Origin of the sequence: Martinezella lusitana (assembly GCF_016901135.1) — a bacterium.
GTDB classification, from domain to species: Bacteria; Pseudomonadota; Alphaproteobacteria; order Rhizobiales; family Rhizobiaceae; genus Rhizobium; species Rhizobium lusitanum_D.
Genome location: NZ_JAFEVL010000045.1, coordinates 670,457 through 686,947, shown reverse-complemented (window position 1 = coordinate 686,947; position 16,491 = coordinate 670,457). Strand labels below are relative to the sequence as shown.

Annotated in this window: 14 protein-coding genes and 1 pseudogene; 7 read left to right on the top strand and 8 right to left on the bottom strand. The window is 58.3% G+C overall.

Translation table 11 applies throughout. The features are described 5' to 3' along the window. Window positions 1–31: 31 nt before the first annotated feature. The 7 genes and pseudogenes from JTP94_RS19015 to JTP94_RS18985 form a co-directional block, all read right to left on the bottom strand. Window positions 32–3,205, bottom strand: coding sequence for an efflux RND transporter permease subunit (locus JTP94_RS19015; RefSeq protein WP_204852012.1), 3,174 nt, complete (start codon window positions 3,203–3,205; stop codon window positions 32–34). Next, complete coding sequence (locus JTP94_RS19010; protein ID WP_210384189.1) at window positions 3,202–4,650, bottom strand: efflux RND transporter periplasmic adaptor subunit; 1,449 nt, start codon at window positions 4,648–4,650, stop codon at window positions 3,202–3,204. Before JTP94_RS19010 ends, JTP94_RS19015 begins: the two co-directional genes overlap by 4 nt. Next, complete coding sequence (locus tag JTP94_RS19005) at window positions 4,647–5,066, bottom strand: FixH family protein (RefSeq protein ID WP_204852011.1); 420 nt, start codon at window positions 5,064–5,066, stop codon at window positions 4,647–4,649. The genes JTP94_RS19010 and JTP94_RS19005 overlap by 4 nt, the downstream gene beginning before the upstream one ends. A 111-nt stretch (window positions 5,067–5,177) precedes the next feature. Continuing rightward, window positions 5,178–5,561: a hypothetical protein gene (locus tag JTP94_RS19000; RefSeq protein WP_204852010.1), complete on the bottom strand. Its 384-nt coding sequence runs from the start codon at window positions 5,559–5,561 to the stop codon at window positions 5,178–5,180. 142 nt (window positions 5,562–5,703) lie between these two features. After that, a pseudogene (locus tag JTP94_RS35585) lies at window positions 5,704–5,931 on the bottom strand (DDE-type integrase/transposase/recombinase); the annotation flags it as partial. Beyond that, complete coding sequence (locus JTP94_RS18990) at window positions 5,922–7,637, bottom strand: dihydroxy-acid dehydratase (RefSeq protein ID WP_204852009.1); 1,716 nt, start codon at window positions 7,635–7,637, stop codon at window positions 5,922–5,924. The gene JTP94_RS18990 and the pseudogene JTP94_RS35585, both read right to left, overlap by 10 nt. A 30-nt stretch (window positions 7,638–7,667) precedes the next feature. Beyond that, on the bottom strand, window positions 7,668–8,342 hold the full coding sequence (locus JTP94_RS18985) for a GntR family transcriptional regulator (protein WP_204852008.1): 675 nt from the start codon (window positions 8,340–8,342) through the stop codon (window positions 7,668–7,670). 340 nt (window positions 8,343–8,682) lie between these two features. On the opposite strand from JTP94_RS18985, the gene JTP94_RS18980 reads away from it, so the two are divergent. Continuing rightward, window positions 8,683–9,990, top strand: a complete 1,308-nt coding sequence (locus tag JTP94_RS18980; protein WP_204852007.1) for an MFS transporter — start codon at window positions 8,683–8,685, stop codon at window positions 9,988–9,990. Window positions 9,991–10,172: 182 nt separating this feature from the next. On the opposite strand, the gene JTP94_RS18975 is transcribed toward JTP94_RS18980, so the two are convergent. Next, the gene (locus JTP94_RS18975; protein ID WP_204852006.1) at window positions 10,173–11,111 is read right to left on the bottom strand and encodes a LysR family transcriptional regulator; all 939 of its coding nucleotides are present in this window, start codon (window positions 11,109–11,111) and stop codon (window positions 10,173–10,175) included. Between the two features lie 177 nt (window positions 11,112–11,288). Here JTP94_RS18975 and JTP94_RS18970 point away from each other — a divergent pair, with 177 nt between their 5' ends. The 6 genes from JTP94_RS18970 to JTP94_RS18945 are packed head-to-tail and all read left to right on the top strand — an operon-like array spanning window position 11,289 to window position 16,410. Next, window positions 11,289–12,122, top strand: a complete 834-nt coding sequence (locus tag JTP94_RS18970; RefSeq protein WP_204852005.1) for an ABC transporter ATP-binding protein — start codon at window positions 11,289–11,291, stop codon at window positions 12,120–12,122. Continuing rightward, entirely contained in the window at window positions 12,112–12,924 is an 813-nt protein-coding gene (locus JTP94_RS18965) for an ABC transporter permease (protein WP_204852004.1), read from the top strand. Before JTP94_RS18970 ends, JTP94_RS18965 begins: the two co-directional genes overlap by 11 nt. A 31-nt stretch (window positions 12,925–12,955) precedes the next feature. Beyond that, entirely contained in the window at window positions 12,956–13,930 is a 975-nt protein-coding gene (locus JTP94_RS18960) for an ABC transporter substrate-binding protein (protein WP_204852003.1), read from the top strand. A 22-nt stretch (window positions 13,931–13,952) separates the two neighbouring features. Continuing rightward, complete coding sequence (locus JTP94_RS18955) at window positions 13,953–14,786, top strand: nucleoside phosphorylase (protein ID WP_204852002.1); 834 nt, start codon at window positions 13,953–13,955, stop codon at window positions 14,784–14,786. Between the two features lie 5 nt (window positions 14,787–14,791). After that, window positions 14,792–15,790: a nucleoside hydrolase gene (locus JTP94_RS18950; protein WP_204852331.1), complete on the top strand. Its 999-nt coding sequence runs from the start codon at window positions 14,792–14,794 to the stop codon at window positions 15,788–15,790. Between the two features lie 14 nt (window positions 15,791–15,804). Further along, window positions 15,805–16,410 carry a deaminase gene (locus JTP94_RS18945; RefSeq protein ID WP_246755088.1) on the top strand — a complete coding sequence of 202 codons (606 nt, stop codon included), beginning with the start codon at window positions 15,805–15,807 and terminating at the stop codon, window positions 16,408–16,410. Window positions 16,411–16,491: the final 81 nt, after the last annotated feature.

The window sequence follows — 16,491 nt, the reverse complement described above, 5'->3', positions numbered from 1 at the left end:
TCGGAGTCGATAAGCGACTCCGACCGGGTTGTTATTCGGCGGCCTCGAAACTGCGTTCGTTGTGTTCGGCGATGGACTTATCGATGGCGGCCGTCACAGGCAGTCGCCATCCCTTGACCAGCCCGTAGACCGCCGGAATGACGATCAGGGTGAGCAGCGTCGACGACACCATGCCGCCGATCATCGGTACGGCGATGCGCTGCATGATCTCGGAACCCGTACCGGTTCTCCAGAGGATCGGCACGAGACCCGCCATGATGGCGACGACCGTCATCATCTTAGGCCGGACACGCTCGACCGCGCCGACCATGATGGCCCTGTTGAGGTCAAGCCTGGTGAACGGGCGACCCTCCGCCTCGCATCTCTCGCGCTGTTCCTTCATGGCATGATCGATGTAGATCAGCATGATCACCCCCGTCTCCGCCGCGACGCCTGCGAGCGCGATGAATCCGACGGCGACGGCAACCGAGGCGTTGAAGCCCATCCACCACATCAGCCAGATGCCGCCGACCAGCGCGAACGGCAAGGACAGCATGACGATCATCGTCTCTGTTAGCGCCTTGAAGTTGAGGTAGAGAAGCAGGAAGATCAGCGCTAGCGTCAGGGGAACGACAACGGCGAGCCGCGCCTCGGCCCGCTCGAGATATTCGAACTGGCCGCTCCAGGCAACGGAGTAGCCGGGTGGCATCCTCACGCTTTTGGCAACCGCCTGCTGGGCTTCCGCAACATAGCCGCCGAGATCGCGGTTGGCGATGTCGACATAGATATAGACGGCGAGCTGGCCGTTCTCCGTGCGGATCGTCGTCGCGCCGCGGGTCAGCTTGACCTCCGCCACTTCGCCGAGAGGAATGGTACCGCCGCCTGGCAGGGAAATCTGCACGTCCCTAGCGATGGATTGCGGATCGCTCCTGAATGCCCTCGGATATCGGATCGCCACTCCATAGCGTTCCCGGCCTTCGACCGTCGAGGTGACGACCTCGGAGCCGAGCGCCATGCCGACGACGTCCTGGACGTCATTGATGGTCAGACCATACCGGCCGAGCGCCGTCCGGTCCGGAACGATGTCGAGATAGTAGCCGCCGATTACCCGCTCCGCATAGGCGCTCGACGTACCAGGCACCGTCTTCAGCACCGTCTCGATCTGCCGGGCGATCCTCTCCATTTCGCCGAGATCAGTGCCGTAGACCTTGACGCCGACAGGCGTCCTGATGCCAGTCGAGAGCATGTCGATGCGGGCGCGGATCGGCATCGTCCAGGCATTGGAGACGCCGGGGAACTGCAGGGCCGCATCCATCTCCTGTTTCAGGCTGTCGGTCGTCACCCCCGGCCGCCATTCCGATTTCGGCTTCAGCGTGATGATCGTTTCGAACATTTCTGTTGGAGCCGGGTCGGTTGCGGTGAGCGCACGGCCCGCCTTGCCGAAGACGCTCTGCACTTCGGGGAAGGATTTGATGATGCGGTCCTGCGTCTGCATCAGTTCGGCGGCCTTGGTGATGGAGATGCCGGGCAAGGTGGTCGGCATGTACATCAGCGTCCCCTCGTCGAGATTGGGCATGAATTCGCTGCCGATGTGCTGGACGGGCCAAACCGTGACCCCGAGGATAACAAGCGCTGCAAGGATGGTCAGCGTCTTCACCCTCAGAACACCTGATATGACCGGACGGTAGATCCAGATGAGGAATCTATTCAGCGGGTTCTTATGTTCCGGGACGATATATCCCCTGACGAAGAGGATCATCAGGGCGGGTACCAGCGTCACCGACAGCAGCGCAGCCGCCGCCATCGAGAAGGTCTTGGTGAAGGCGAGCGGCCCAAACAGACGGCCTTCCTGCGATTCCAGCGTGAAGATCGGCAGGAACGACACGGTGATGATCAGCAGGCTGAAGAACAGCGCCGGGCCAACTTCGCTTGCCGCCTCCACGAGGATTTCCACCCTCGGCTTGTCGGGCGGCGCTCGCTCGAGATGCTTGTGCGCATTCTCGATCATGACGATCGCCGCGTCGATCATTGCGCCGATGGCAATCGCAATGCCGCCAAGGCTCATGATGTTGGCTCCGATGCCGAGCAGCTTCATGGCGATGAAGGCCATCAGGATGCCGACCGGCAGCATGATGATGGCGACGAGCGCGCTGCGGACATGAAGGAGGAACGCAATCGTCACCAATGCGACGACGATCGATTCCTCGACCAGTGTGCCTTTCAGGGTTTCGATCGCTGCCTCGATCAGCGTCGAGCGGTCGTAGACAGGAACGATCTCAGTGCCGGCAGGAAGGCTGCTCTTGATCGACTCTAGGCTCTTTTTGGCATTGTCGATGACCGTCAGGGCATTGGCACCGAACCGTTGCAGCACGATGCCGCTTGCGACCTCGCCTTCGCCGTTCAATTCGGTGATGCCGCGGCGTTCGTCGGGCACAAGCTCAACCCTGGCGACGTCGCTCAGCTTGAGCGGCACGCCGTTCTGGCTTTTCAGCACGATGTTTTCGATGTCGGGAATGCCCTTGAGGTAGCCGCGACCGCGCACCATGAACTCGAACTCGGACAGCTCGACGGTGCGGCCGCCGACATCCGTGTTGCTGGCGCGCACGGCGTTGGCGACATCGTTGAGCGTGACGCCCTGCGCTTTCAGCCGAGCCGGATCGACGACGATGGAGTATTGCTTCACAAAGCCGCCGACGCTTGCGACTTCCGAGACGCCTTCGGACTTGGAGACGGCAAAGCGCACCACCCAGTCCTGCAGAGACCGCAGTTCGGCGAGCGACAATTGCTTGGCGACAACGGCATATTGGTAGACCCAGCCGACACCTGTGGCATCGGGACCGAGCGTCGGCGTGACGCCCTGCGGCAGGCGGCTCTGCGCGGCGTTGAGATATTCGAGAACGCGGCTTCGTGCCCAATAGGGATCGGTGCCGTCATCGAAGATCACATAGACGAAGGAGACGCCGAAGAAGGAGAAGCCCCTTACGACCTTGGACTTCGGCACCGTCAGCATCGATGTCGTCAGCGGATAGGTGACCTGGTCCTCAACCACCTGCGGCGCCTGGCCCGGATATTCGGTGTAGACGATGACCTGGATGTCGGAGAGATCCGGGATGGCGTCGAGCGGCAGGGACCGCAGCGCGTAGACGCCGCCGGCGACGGCAAGTGCCGCGCCGACGAAGATCAGGACAAGATTGTGGGCGGACCACGAGATGACGCGGGAGATCATGGTTTCGTCTCCTCTGATGTCATGGCGCTGAGCGCCGAGTTCAGGTTGCTTTCGGCATCGAGCAGGAAGTTGGCGGCAACCACCACCTTGTCGCCAGCGGCGACGCCCTTGGTGATCTCCGTCTGGTCCTCGCCCCGGACGCCGAGCTTGACGTCCTTCGGCTCGAACTGACCGTCGCCCTTGTCGATGAACACGACCTGGCGGTCGCCCGTATCGATGACGGCGCTGTTGGGGACAGCGACGACAGGGTTCGGGGCTCCTGCCTCGATCTCGACGTCGGCGTACATGTTAGCCAGCAGTAGGCCATCTGGATTGGGAAGCTCGATGCGGACCTTCGTCGTCCGTGTCTGCATATCGACCTGCGGATAGATCAGATCGACCACGCCCTTGAATGTCCTGCCGGGAAGGCTCCTGACAGTGACATTGACCTCGGCTCCGTTGCGGACGGAACCGAGATTATATTCCGGGACGTCAGCGAGCACCCAGACGTTGGAGATATCGGCAATGCGGAACAGCACGTCACCTGGCTTGGCCATCATGCCCGGCGACGCCAGGCGCTCAAGAACGATGCCGTCGCGCGGTGCAAGATAGCTGATGCTGGTCGGCACTTGATGGGTCCGGGCAATGCCTGCAATCGTTTCATCCGAAACGCCGAGGTTCTTGAGGCGCAACGCCGAACCGGCGTCTCCGCTTGCTCGCATATCTCCCCGTCCACCAGCAGCGAACTCGGACGCCGCGGTGGCGATCTCCTTCGAATAGAAGCGGAAGAGGCTTTGGCCCTTACTGATCCGGTCGCCCGTCGTGACATTGGCGACATCATCGACGAAGGAATCCGTCCGCATCGAGATGATGCTGACGAGGCGCTCGTCCAAGGTGACGGTGCCCGGCACCTGGATTTTCCGGCTGATGCTGGCCATCTCGGCGATCGCGGTCTTCACGCCCGTGCGCTGAAGCTTGCCCAGCGAAACTTTCACGGTCGAGGCATCGCTCTGTTCACCCTCATAGACCGGGATGTAATCCATGCCCATGGCGTCCTTCTTTGGCACCTTCGATGTGTCCGGCAGGCCCATCGGGTTGCGGTAATAGAGAAGTTTCCCTTTCCCGGGCGCGACTGCGGACGACACCACGGTCGTTTCCGCTTCGGCCGGCCCTGGTGCCGCGGCGTCGGCGAAATTCACGTCCTCGCTCGCATGCACGGCGATGAACGGCCGGCCATCCACGGCATTCTTCGGCGTTGCAGAGAACTGCGGGAGGCCGTCCGGATGGCGGTAGTAAATGATCGCGCCCGTCGGCGCGATCATGGAAGCTGCCGGCGTGGCAAGCGCCGTCTCGGCGAAGGAAAGGCCGAGAACCTTGCCAAAGTTGTTCGTGCCAGCCCAATAGCCTCCCCCGCCGAGCAATACGGCGAGGGAGAGCGTGGCTGCCACACGTAGTGGCTTGCTCAAGGGGCTGCCTTCAGGATGAGTTCACCCTGAACTGTATCCGGCTCGCCCTGGACCTTGGCTCCAAGCTTGAAGCGCCAACCGCCCGCCATGGTGAAGTCAGCCTTGAAAGCGTAGACGCCCGGTTCAGTGGAAGCCGTCGCCTCGACCGGGATCGTCATCATCTCCATGCCCTCGGGGGCCATGTCCATGCGCGTGGTGAAGATGACGGCATCGGGAACAGGCTTGCCCGTGCGCTTGTCGACCAAGCGGACGGAGACCAGTGAGCCTTGCCCCTGCTTGACGTCGGTCGAGACCGGCTGGAATTCGTAGTCCTGCGAGGCCGCAAAGGACACGGTGGCGGAGCCGACGATCAACACGCCGGCAAGGAGCATCGCTCCCGCGGAAAAGGTAGTCTTGTTCATGATATCTGATCTCATCGGGATGGGCGTTCAGGCCGCATCCTCGGTCAAAATTGATTGCCATGGGATCGAGCCGATGCGCTTAGCATCCGGCGAGAGCCGTGGACGTGCTTCAAAAATGTCTTGAGATCAGGCTTTCGGAGGTCGGGCCGGAGGCTCGATGAGCGCGGACGTCAGTTGCGAGGCCGGGAAAAGATCGTAGCGATGGGACAGCCAGGAAATCGCAAACGACCAACCGTGGGCGTCGGGAGTGTGGGAGACGACCGAGGTTGTGCAGACCAGCGACAATAGGCATCCCTTGCCGCAGTCTGGCTTGACCGGTTGCTGTTCAGGGCAGCACGGCATGCCTTCCGCCATCTGCATACCGGCCATTCCGCCGCTCATGCCGTCGGCCATCGCCGGAGCAGAAGAGGCCATAGCACTGCTCGCCAGCCCGATGCTCATCGGGCCGACGACGACCGCGAGCATGGCGATGAACAGAAACAGCCGATGGATAATGGGCGAACCTCTCATGCTCCCAAACCTATCTTCAACGAAAGATATTTGAAAGTAGGTCACATAAACGTGTAGCCATTGCCATCACGCCGATCCGAACTGTGCCAATGGTGCTGTCACATTGTTTGTGATGTAGACGCACGATAGCCATTGCGTGTTTTCAGGCGAGTTCGGTCGCCACGACCCTCCATTCGTCCATAGCCTGACGGCGATGAGATCGAATTTGCGATGCGGCACATCTGGACTGGAACGGGACGAAGAGGTTACGGACGGCGGAGAAGGTCGACACGAATTGCTGCAGCGAGCCGATCGACCGGAAGCCTTGTCGCGTTTGTTCCCGTTTTCTCAATGGCAGATGCGAATTCTCCGCACGATTGTTCAATCCTTTTGTGGTGTGGCAAGCAGAAAGTCAAAATCGCACCCTTGGTCGGCAAGCAACACCTCGCGACTGTAGAGCCGCGCATAGCCTCGAGTAGGATTTGCCGTAATGGGAATCGTTGTCGCTCGTCGCGTCGCCATTTCGATCTCATCGACTAGAAGATCGATGCGTCGCGTCTCGACTGAGAGACGGATTCGATCGCCAGTGCGTACTAGTCCAAGGGGGCCGCCAGACGCAGCGTCCGGCGTTACGTGCAAAACGATAGTTCCATAGGCTGTGCCGCTCATCCGCGCATCTGAGATTCGGACCATATCCTTTACACCCGCTTGGGCCAATTTTTGTGGGATTGGTATGTACCCAGCCTCCGGCATGCCGGAAGGACTGAGAGGTCCGGCATTCTGAAGGACAAGGAAATCATCGGCTCGGACATCGAGATCCGGATCATCGATGCGTGCAGAAAGATCCTCTAGCGACGTAAAGACAACTGCCCGACCCTCCTTCTCAAATAGTTTCGGGTCCGCTGCTGCCCGTTTCAAAATTGCGCCCCGGGGCGCAAGATCACCAAATAGCGCGACAAGGCCGCCCTGCGGCTGCAGGGGATTGTCCAGCGATCGTATTACCGCACGATCGACGAAGCCGGACGAACCCTCTAAACGCGCTCCGAGTGTCTCGCCGGAAACGGTGAGGCAATCGAGATGCAGAAGCGGCTTCAATTCGCGCATGACGGCACCTATCCCGCCGGCAGCGTAGAGGTCCTCCATGTAGAATGAGCCGGTAGGCTTGAGATCCACCAACACCGGCGTGGTATCGGATAATTCGTTCAAGCGACGCAGATCAATCTCGATACCAGCGCGGCCAGCGATCGCGGTGAGATGGATAATCGCATTGGTCGAGCCGCCGATTGCCAGGAGAACACGCAGCGCATTCTCAACCGATTTCGGTGTGATTACATCGCGGATGGTGGTCCCAGCGCGAATGAGTTCCATCGCAGCCGCTCCTGAAGCCTCGGCTGCGCGGATGCGGTCGGCGTGCACCGCAGGAATGGCGGCAGTACCGGGAAGCATTATTCCCAATGCTTCAGCAAGGGATGCCATAGTGCTTGCTGTTCCCATCACTGCGCAAGTACCAGCCGTCGTCGCAAGATTGCCTTCAACTTCTCGAATCGTCTCTCCGTCGATATCGCCCGCGCGGAATCTCGCCCAGAACCGCCGGCAATCCGTACAGGCTCCAAGCCGTTCGCCGCGCCAACGGCCGGTCATCATCGGACCGGTCACCACCTGCACAGTTGGCAGGCCGGCTGACACAGCGCCCATGAGTTGGGCCGGAACCGTCTTGTCGCAGCCTCCCACCAACACAACCGCGTCCATGGGCTGGCCCTTGATCATTTCCTCCGTGTCCATAGACATAAGGTTGCGAAAAAACAGGCTCGTCGGATTGAGGAACACTTCTCCCAGCGAGATGGTGGGAAACTCCAGTGGCAATCCACCCGCAGCCAAGACACCGCGCTTCACAGCAGTTACGAGTTCCGGAACGCCGCGATGGCAATTGTTGAACTCGCTGTAGGTGCTGGCAATACCGACCACAGGCTTTTGGAGGAGGCTCGACGAATAACCCATGGCTCTGGCCATGGATAACCGCAGATAGCGCGCGAAATCTTGGTCACCATAGTTGGTAAGGCCGTTGCTTAGACCAAGTGGCTTGGGTGCGTCATTCATGAGTGCTCCTGAGCAAGTCGCTATTTTTTCTCAGCGTGTAGAACCGTAAGCTCGTAGATAGGCTAACTTCGACGCTGGCAGATGGTCGCGGCATAGTCTGATGAGAGCCTCGCGATCGTTGTTTTCTATGGCAGCGATCATGGCGTGGTGTTCAAGACGCGCGGTCTCGCGGCTTTGCGCGTTCGTTAAAACAAGAAATCGCACGCTATGGGCACGCTGCGAAGCAGCTTCCACAGCTCCTGAAAGAAACGCGTTGTTGCAGCACCCAAACAGGTGGCGATGAAAGGCCAGATTGGCACGGAAAATCCCGGCCAAATCCGCCTGCTGAACGGCAATGTCATGGACGGCTTGTCGCCTCTTGAGCTCATCCAATGCAATAGGATCCAGGGGGAGAGGAATCAGGCTCGCTGCTTTCGTCTCCAGCAATTCGCGAAGTACGTAGAGGTGCTCGACTTCATCCGCAGTGTAGCTCCTGACCAGCGCGCCGCGATTTGGAATGCGGTCAATCAAACCAATCCGATCAAGCTCCATAAGAGCTTGTCGCACAAGATGTCGCGTTCCCCCGAGGCGAGCGATCAGTTCATCTTCGACCAGCCTTTCGCGTGGGTGAAGGCGGCCTAATACGATGTCTTCCTCCAGTGCCGCCACCATCGCCGCAAGCGTCATCGAGCGAGCCTCTGAATCGGCATTCTCTTCATGGCTCATGCTGCGTTCCGAGTTGGGCATACCGATTCCTTTCCGTGTGCATCGACTGACTTTGCCAGATGAGAAAGATCGACGCCCGATTTTTCTCAATATAATTATCAAATTAATCATTGTCAAAATTATTGATGAAATTATTGACAATCTGAGATCGCGATCTTAGCCTGCGATCAGGAAGGGTGCTCGACGTCCAATGGTTCCGAAATCGTCAGGTACGGTCGAAACGAGGACGATGCCTCGGCATCAGCATTTAGAATCTTCAATGAAGCTTCCATGCCGGAGCGCTCAATGCCGAGCGCTTTCTCAGCCGGGCAGCACACTACGTTCTGGGAGGAACGAACACATGTCGAGCGTCAGCAATTCGGCAGAGGCAGCAACAGAAGTCGCCGAGGAAGGACTCTATCGGCGGCTAGCATGGCGTATCATGCCAATGCTGTTCATAGGTTATGTGATCGCATATTTGGACCGCGTAAATATTGGCTTCGCTAAACTTCAAATGATGAATGATTTGAAATTTAGCGAAACCGTCTACGGAATAGGCGCTGGCGTATTCTTTCTGGGATACTTTTTATTCGAAGTGCCCAGTAACATAATATTGCATAAAATCGGCGCGCGCGTTTGGATTTGCCGGGTGATGGTGGTCTGGGGCATTGTCTCTGCCTGCACAGCCTTCGTAACAGAGCCATGGCAATTCTATACCGCTCGCGCAGCTCTTGGTGTGGCGGAAGCCGGGTTCTTTCCAGGCTTGGTCCTCTATCTTACCTATTGGTTTCCGTCCCATCGGCGCGGCAAGATGATGGCGGTGCTCATGGCTGGGAATCCCGTATCGGGCATGATTGGTGGCCCGCTTTCGGGAGGCATTATGAACCAGTTGGAAGGCTACCGTAGCTTTGCCGGGTGGCAGTGGATGTTTATACTGGAGGCGATCCCAGCCATAGTTCTCGGTGTGATTATCTTTGCACGACTAGAAGACAGTATTGCCGCGTCCAAATGGCTCTCCCCTAGTGAAAAGAACTATTTGTCTTCTCAGATTGACGCCGAGGCCAGAGGCAAAACGCAGGTTTCGATGCTATCCTCGTTTAAGACTTGGCGCGTGTGGTTGATGTGCGCAATTCTCTTCGGCATTGTAATGGGATCGTACGGCATCGGGTTCTGGCAGCCGGCAATCATCAAGCAATCCGGGGTGACAAACAACTTCACGATCGGGTTGCTTACGATAATACCGTACGCTTTGGCTTTGATCTGTATGCTGCTAAATGGCCGTCACGCCGACGAAACGCACGAGCGCCGTTGGCATGTAATTCTCCCTGCCCTTGTCGGCGCATCAGGTTTCGTACTACTGACCCAGACTGGCGGAAGCACATTAATTTCGATGGTCGGTTTGTCGCTTGCTGCCATCGGCGTGATTAGCGCGCTGCCAATGTTTTGGGCGCTGCCGACGTCATTTCTTGGCGGAGGAGCGGCGGCCGCGGGCATTGCATTGATCAACTGCACCGGAAATCTGGCGGGCTTCGTGAGTCCGGCAGTAGTTGGTTATCTCAAGACCCAGACAGGCACCCTCGATTCAGGCCTATATCTCATCGCGGGCTCGCTACTGATGTCAGCTATTCTCATCCTGTTTTTGGTACCCGCCAGGCTGGTGAACCGCTAGACAATCGATTTCGCGCTCCACGTATTTGCGAGGGCGCGCTTTCGAGTACTGCCGTGCGCACTGTAGCAGCCCTGCAGTTGAAACTCGCTTGTTACAATTGGTTGTGGGGCAGCCTTCAACAACTGGCATAAAGGGCCGATTGGCCACCCTCCTTTTACGGGCTTGGCTCTCGCCGAGGAACCTCACGTTTGCGACGTCCTAAAACTCTGACGATTGGCGCGCGTGTACTCACCCAATTCACCTTTCACGATCTCAATGAATTCCATCATGTAAACGGGTTGCACTCGGCCACGCGGTACTAGGAGCGAAATCCGCGCCGGTTCCATAATGCCAGAGGCAAGCGGTGTCCACGCAAGCTTGCCTTCCGAGACCTCCTTTTCCACGCCGAGCAGCGAGAGGAAAGCGATACCCAAGCCAGAACGAACGAGAGCCTTCAGAATGCCGGGACGTTCGGCGCGCGCGACGATGCGGCCGGGAGCCTGCTCACCCTCAAAGATGTGCTTCAACCCGCTATGCCGAAGCCAGTCGTCACCCGGCGCAATGAGTGCCCATTCAGCAATATCGGCCCGCGTCACAACGTCCTTTCGGGACAACGGATGGTCTGGAGCGGTGATAATGCCGATCGGATCGGTGACCGAATGCACTCGTTCAGCACGGACATGATCGCTGACGTCGTAAGCGAGCACGAGATCCGCTTCCTTTGCCAGGAGCTCGTTTGTAATGCGTTGGTTGTCACCCGAGATCAACGTGTAGTTCACATGCGGAAAAGTAGCCTCCAACCGCATCATTGCGTTCGGCAACAGGTCCTCGGTGAAGGTTTCTGCGGCGGCAATCCGGATCGTTCCGCGCACGCCACCACTGAGGCTGCCAATCTCTTGTTTAACCAGCACCGCCTCTCTGTTCCAACGACGAATATAACTGAGAAGAACTCCACCCGCAGCCGTCGGCCGAATACCACGTGGCAGTCGTTCGAACAGTTCGGCGCCGATCTCCTGTTCGAGTTGAAGAAGTTGGCGGTTCATGGCCGAGGATGCGACATTCAGGCTTTCAGCCGCCTTTCGGATGGAGCCATGCCGGATTGCAGCATCGAATTGAATGAGTGAGGTCTTCAGAAGAGCCAAGCCAGCCTCCAAGTGAGCGAATTATTCGAGCAGCAAGCGCCAATAAATCTGCTGGTGCAAGACCGTCTGACGGTCATATCATCGAAATTACTGAAGAGAAGGCCAGAAAGGCACATTCAGCGATGCCAAAGAAAGGGCGGCAGGCCGCCTGAGGGCAATCGGAACCAGGGGAACGAAATGCTAGTCAAACCGACGGGGGAGATCTTCCCCTCGATTGAACAGGTGATATCAGACTCAATCGCCGCGCGCACTGCGATCGAAATTAGAGACGTCTCCATGTCGTTTGCCGGCAAATGCGCTGCCGTCGACGCACTGGTCGACGTCAATTTATGCATCCCTGAAAATCGCTTCATTTCGATTATCGGAAGAAGTGGATGCGGAAAATCGACCTTGCTTCGGATCATCAGCAATCTCATACCACCGACAAGGGGTGAGGTACGGGTTCATGGCCTTTCCTCTATAGAATACCAGCGCCGCAAGAAATTCGGTTTTGTCTTCCAGGACGCCAGCCTCTTTGCGTGGAAGACGGTTTTCCAGAATGTGGAACTTCCTCTGGCGATCCTCGGCTCAGGCTCTCCGGCTGAACGGAAAGAGAAGGTTCTCGATCTTCTCAATCTCGTCCACCTGGATGCCTTTGCAGATCACTATCCGGCTCAACTTTCCGGCGGTATGCGGCAACGCGTCTCGATCGCGCGGGCTCTATCCTATGAGCCGGACATTCTGCTGATGGACGAGCCATTTGGGGCTCTCGATGATTTCACGCGCCACGAGATGCATGACGAATTGATCCGCATCTGGAAAACACGCGGCCTGACGGTGGTTTTCGTCACACATTCGCTCAGCGAGGCGCTTTATCTTTCGGATCAGATCGTCGTCATGGCCCCGCGCCCTGGCCGAGTGAAATCGATCGTTCCCGTTCTCAATCCGCGTGTCAGCAATCCCGCGTTCCGCGCCGGTGCCGATTATGTGCGCCAGATGCAGGAACTGGAGGCATTGATCCATGAGCAATGATCTCGTCGTACCGTCCATACAAGTCACCATCGCCCGCTTCGTTTCCCGCCTCATCGATCTGGCACCGGCCATCGGTCTCTTTGTTGCGATCGGGGTCGTCTGGGAAGCCGCGGTGAAGCTCTTCGCCATTCCGAGCTATCTGCTTCCCGCCCCCAGTGCCATCGGCGTAAAACTATGGGAAGCACGTGACATGCTAGTGCAGAACCTCGCCTGGACCATGGCTGCGGCGGTTCTCGGCTTCATCATCGGCACGGCTTTTGCCGTTTCGCTTGCTGTCCTCTTCCTCTATTCGAAAGCGGCCGAGCGGGCACTTTTCCCGTGGGCGATCACCTTGAAGGCGATCCCCATTCTTGCCATTGCTCCGCTCCTTACTATCTGGCTTGGCTTCGGCCTACCGCCCAAGGTGGCGATCGCGGCGATGGCATGTTTCTTCCCGACCCTGGTCAACACGGTAAAGGGACTGCGCACCGTCGATCGGCAAAGCTTGGAGTTTCTTTCCGTCATTGGTGCAACCAAGGCGCAAACTTTTCGTCACGCTCGGTTCTACGCCGCCCTCCCCTATATTTTCGCGGCTGCCAAGGTGAGTTCCAGCACGGCCGTCATCGGTGCCATCGTGGCGGAGTTTACCGGTGCCAATTTCGGGATCGGCACCGTCATCGTCACAGCCGGCTACCAGCAGGACGCTGCTATGCTCTTCTCCGCGATCGTGGCGTCATCCGTCGCAACCATCCTGATGTTCTATCTCGTCGTCATCATCGAAAAAATCAGCCTGTTCTGGCCCGAAGCCAGCATGGACGCCTGAAACATTTCCCAACCTGTTCGGAGACTTTGCAATGAGATTAGGTGCAAAAACCCTTTCTGCTGCCCTGACGCTGACCGCCGTCATTGCTCTTTCGGCATCAGCTTTTGCGGCCGACAAGGTCTCGCTTCGGCTGCCGTGGCTTCTCAACGTGCAGTCCGCCGGTTACGTGATGGCCCGCGAGAAGGGCTTCTACGCCGATGCCGGGCTGGACGTCGACATTATGCCAGGTGGCCCCAACCTGAACTCGACGGCCCTGGTGGCTTCAGGCGCAAATACGTTCGGAACGAACGATGTCGGGCAGATTCTGCTGGGTGACGCCAACGGCATGGATCTCGTCATGGTCGCAGCATGCTTCCAGCGCCATCCGGCCGGCGTGGTCTCGCTGGAGAAGAGCGGCATCAAGAAACCCGCAGACCTGATCGGCAAGACGCTCGCCTATACGGAAGGCGGTCCGTGGACATTGACCAAAGCAATGCTCGCCAAGGCGGGCGTGCCACTCGAGAAGATCAAGCTGGTCGTGTCGCCGAGCGACCAACTCTTGGTCAACGGTTCCGTCGACGCCAGGACCGATTTTGTTATCAACGAAGCCGTGGCTCTTGACCTGCAGGGACACAAGACATCGTCGCTATTGCCCTCCGATTTTGGTGTCGACACCTATGCCGAGGTGATCTTTGCGGCCCGCAAGACCGTCGATGGCAACCCGGATTTGGTCAAGCGCTTCGTCGCAGCGACACAAAAGGGCTATGACTACGCCTACACCCACAAGGACGAGGCCGTGAAGGCCATCGTCGGCCTCAACAACCAGCTCGATCCGGTGCAACAGACCAAGCAGATCGAACTGCAGGAGAGCTTTGTCTACACCGATTTCTCACGGGCCAAGGGTGCTTGCGCCTTCGACGGCGCAGTGATCGGAGAGACCGAAAAAACGCTTCGGGAATTCGGCGATCTGAAGACCGGCGTTGACGTTTCGAAGACGTATTCGACCGAATTCATACCCGCGAAATAACATAGCACTTGAGGAGGTAACCATGACGATCCAACACACACCCATTCATCCCGGCGGCTTGCAGATGCACCTGAAGATCAAGCCGGGCGATGTTTCTCGCTACGTCCTGACCCCCGGCGACCCCGGCCGCGTGCCCGTCGTTGGAAGCTCTTGGGATACGTACGAAGAGGTCGCCTATTTCCGTGAGTACCGGACGGCACGCGGCAAGCTCGATGGGGTCGATATCACTGCTTGCTCTCATGGCGTTGGCGGCCCTTCGACCGATATCGCAGTTGTGGAGCTCTCGAATTGCGGCGCCGACACCTTCATCCGCGTCGGTTCCTGCGCCGCCCTTCAGCCGGAGATCAAACCCGGTGACCTCGTCATCTCCACCGGTGCGCTGCGCCTTTCAGGCACGGTCGACGCCTATGTCGACAGATCCTATCCGGCGGTTGCCGATCACGAGGTGCTGATGGCGTTGATTCAAGCGGCCGAAGATATGGGCGAACGCTATCATGTAGGCCTCGCTGCCAGCGTCGACAGCTTCTATGCCGGCGAAGTCAATCCCATGCCGGGCGGCTTCCGGCAGTCGAGGATGGACCACGTCATCGATGACCTGCAGAAGGCAAAGGTCGCCAACTTTGAGATGGAAGCAGCGACCATATTTACACTGGCGCAATTGTTCGGGTTTCGCGGCGGGATGATCTGCTCCGTCGGCGCCAATCGAATCACACGCGAACGCGAAGATTCGGCCGACTCGATCAAGAGGTGCTGTGCTGTTGCCAGCCGCGCGGTGGTCATTCTCGCCGGCTGGGACGCCAAGAAAGCTGAAGCGGGCAAGAAACATTTCTTTCCGACGCTCCTGGCGAAAGCATGACGACGATGTTGAGTGCAGAAAACCCCGCGCGGAGCAGATCGCTCAAAGTCATCTTCGACACTGACCCCGGCGTCGATGATGCGGCAGCACTTCTGTTTCTCAACGCCTACCCATCCGTGGCGTTGGTTGGCATTACCACCGTTTTCGGGAATGCCGACATCGATACGGTCACGCGCAACGCCCTGTATCTGAAGAAACGCTTTGCCATTTCCGCGCCGGTCGCGCGCGGCGCTGGCGCCTCGCTCATCGGCGAGACCGGTTTGCCGCCGGTTCATGTCCATGGCCAGAACGGGATCGGAGATATTGTTGTGGACCCGGGCGGCCTACCGGAGCCGGATCCGCGCGCCGCGCATCGATTCATTATCGACACGGTGCGGGCAAATCCGGGTGAAGTCACACTCCTGGCGGTGGGGCGGATGACGAACCTTGCCCTTGCTCTGCGGGAGGCTCCTGACATCGTCTCCCTTGTCAGGGACGTTGTGATCATGGGCGGTGCATTTTCGCTTTCCGGACACAATGGCAACGTGACACCCGTGGCAGAAGCAAACATGATCGGAGATCCTCTGGCAGCCGACGAGGTCTTCGGCGCGGCATGGCCCGTCACCGCAATTGGCCTCGATGTCACGCGGCAGGTTGTTATGGGGCCAGCGGAGCTCGATCGGCTGGCCGCCCATGGTGGTGAGGCGGGACGCTTCATCGTCGATACGTCAAGAGGGTATCGCGCATTTCATGCCCAGTTCGGAATTGACGGCTATTACGTTCATGATTCCACCGCTGCGGTCTATGTGGTCGATCCATCGCTGTTCCAGGTGCGCTCAGGACCAGTCCGCGTGGCAACAGACGGGGTCGCGGTCGGACAGACGATTCAACGCGATTGGGAAACACCCTATCCACCCGGCGAATGGGATATGGCTCCCGATCAGAAGGTTGCGGTCAGCGTGGACTCCAGTCGCGTACTTGGCATGTTGGTCGGAACACATATCCCTTGCCTCATGGCATCGTGAAGGGGCCGCAAGCGATGAATGTTCCAGGAAATGACGATCTGCTTTTGAACGCCCTTCTGACCACATTGGAAGATCATATTCTGCCTCTGACGCAGCAGGGCGTGTCGCGTGGCAACAAGATCTTCGGTGCCGCCTTATTGAAAAAAGACGACCTCTCCGTTGTCCTGGCAGAAACGAACAATGAGACAGAAAATCCACTTTGGCATGGCGAGATTCATGCCCTCAAGCGGTTTTCCGAACAGCCGGCGCCAGGAAGACCATCCACCAGGGATCTGATCTTCCTGTCCACGCACGAGCCTTGCCCCATGTGTCTTTCGGCGATCACCTGGGCGGGGTTCGATAACTTCTATTCGTTTTTCACCCACGAGGATTCTCGCGATGCTTTTGGCATTCCTCATGACTTGAAGATCTTGAAGGAGGTTTTTGGATTAAATCCCGGAAAATACCGCCGCAAGAACGCCTTCTGGCAGAGCCGGTTTATTCGCGACATGATCGCCGTTTCGGACAGAACGATGCGTTCGCATTTTGAAGCGCGCGCGGCGGCAATAGCAGACGAGTACGCCTCCCTGTCAACGCTTTACCAGCAGGGCAAGCATCAGAACGCCATACCGCTGAACTGACGGACGCTCAGCGGTTTTCTGCTTGCGCGGCAGGTCTATGGCAGATCTCGGACTTGAACGGCCGGGCCTGTCGAAAGCTAA

What these genes read in the sequence shown, in the direction of transcription:
- JTP94_RS19015 (WP_204852012.1), bottom strand. Translation starts at nt 3,205, where the DNA reads ATGATCTCCCGCGTCATCTCGTGGTCCGCCCACAATCTTGTCCTGATC.
- JTP94_RS19005 (WP_204852011.1), bottom strand. Translation starts at nt 5,066, where the DNA reads ATGAGATCAGATATCATGAACAAGACTACCTTTTCCGCGGGAGCGATG.
- JTP94_RS19000 (WP_204852010.1), bottom strand. Translation starts at nt 5,561, where the DNA reads ATGAGAGGTTCGCCCATTATCCATCGGCTGTTTCTGTTCATCGCCATG.
- JTP94_RS18990 (WP_204852009.1), bottom strand. Translation starts at nt 7,637, where the DNA reads ATGAATGACGCACCCAAGCCACTTGGTCTAAGCAACGGCCTTACCAAC.
- JTP94_RS18985 (WP_204852008.1), bottom strand. Translation starts at nt 8,342, where the DNA reads ATGAGCCATGAAGAGAATGCCGATTCAGAGGCTCGCTCGATGACGCTT.
- JTP94_RS18980 (WP_204852007.1), top strand. Translation starts at nt 8,683, where the DNA reads ATGTCGAGCGTCAGCAATTCGGCAGAGGCAGCAACAGAAGTCGCCGAG.
- JTP94_RS18970 (WP_204852005.1), top strand. Translation starts at nt 11,289, where the DNA reads ATGCTAGTCAAACCGACGGGGGAGATCTTCCCCTCGATTGAACAGGTG.
- JTP94_RS18965 (WP_204852004.1), top strand. Translation starts at nt 12,112, where the DNA reads ATGAGCAATGATCTCGTCGTACCGTCCATACAAGTCACCATCGCCCGC.
- JTP94_RS18960 (WP_204852003.1), top strand. Translation starts at nt 12,956, where the DNA reads ATGAGATTAGGTGCAAAAACCCTTTCTGCTGCCCTGACGCTGACCGCC.
- JTP94_RS18955 (WP_204852002.1), top strand. Translation starts at nt 13,953, where the DNA reads ATGACGATCCAACACACACCCATTCATCCCGGCGGCTTGCAGATGCAC.
- JTP94_RS18950 (WP_204852331.1), top strand. Translation starts at nt 14,792, where the DNA reads ATGTTGAGTGCAGAAAACCCCGCGCGGAGCAGATCGCTCAAAGTCATC.
- JTP94_RS18945 (WP_246755088.1), top strand. Translation starts at nt 15,805, where the DNA reads ATGAATGTTCCAGGAAATGACGATCTGCTTTTGAACGCCCTTCTGACC.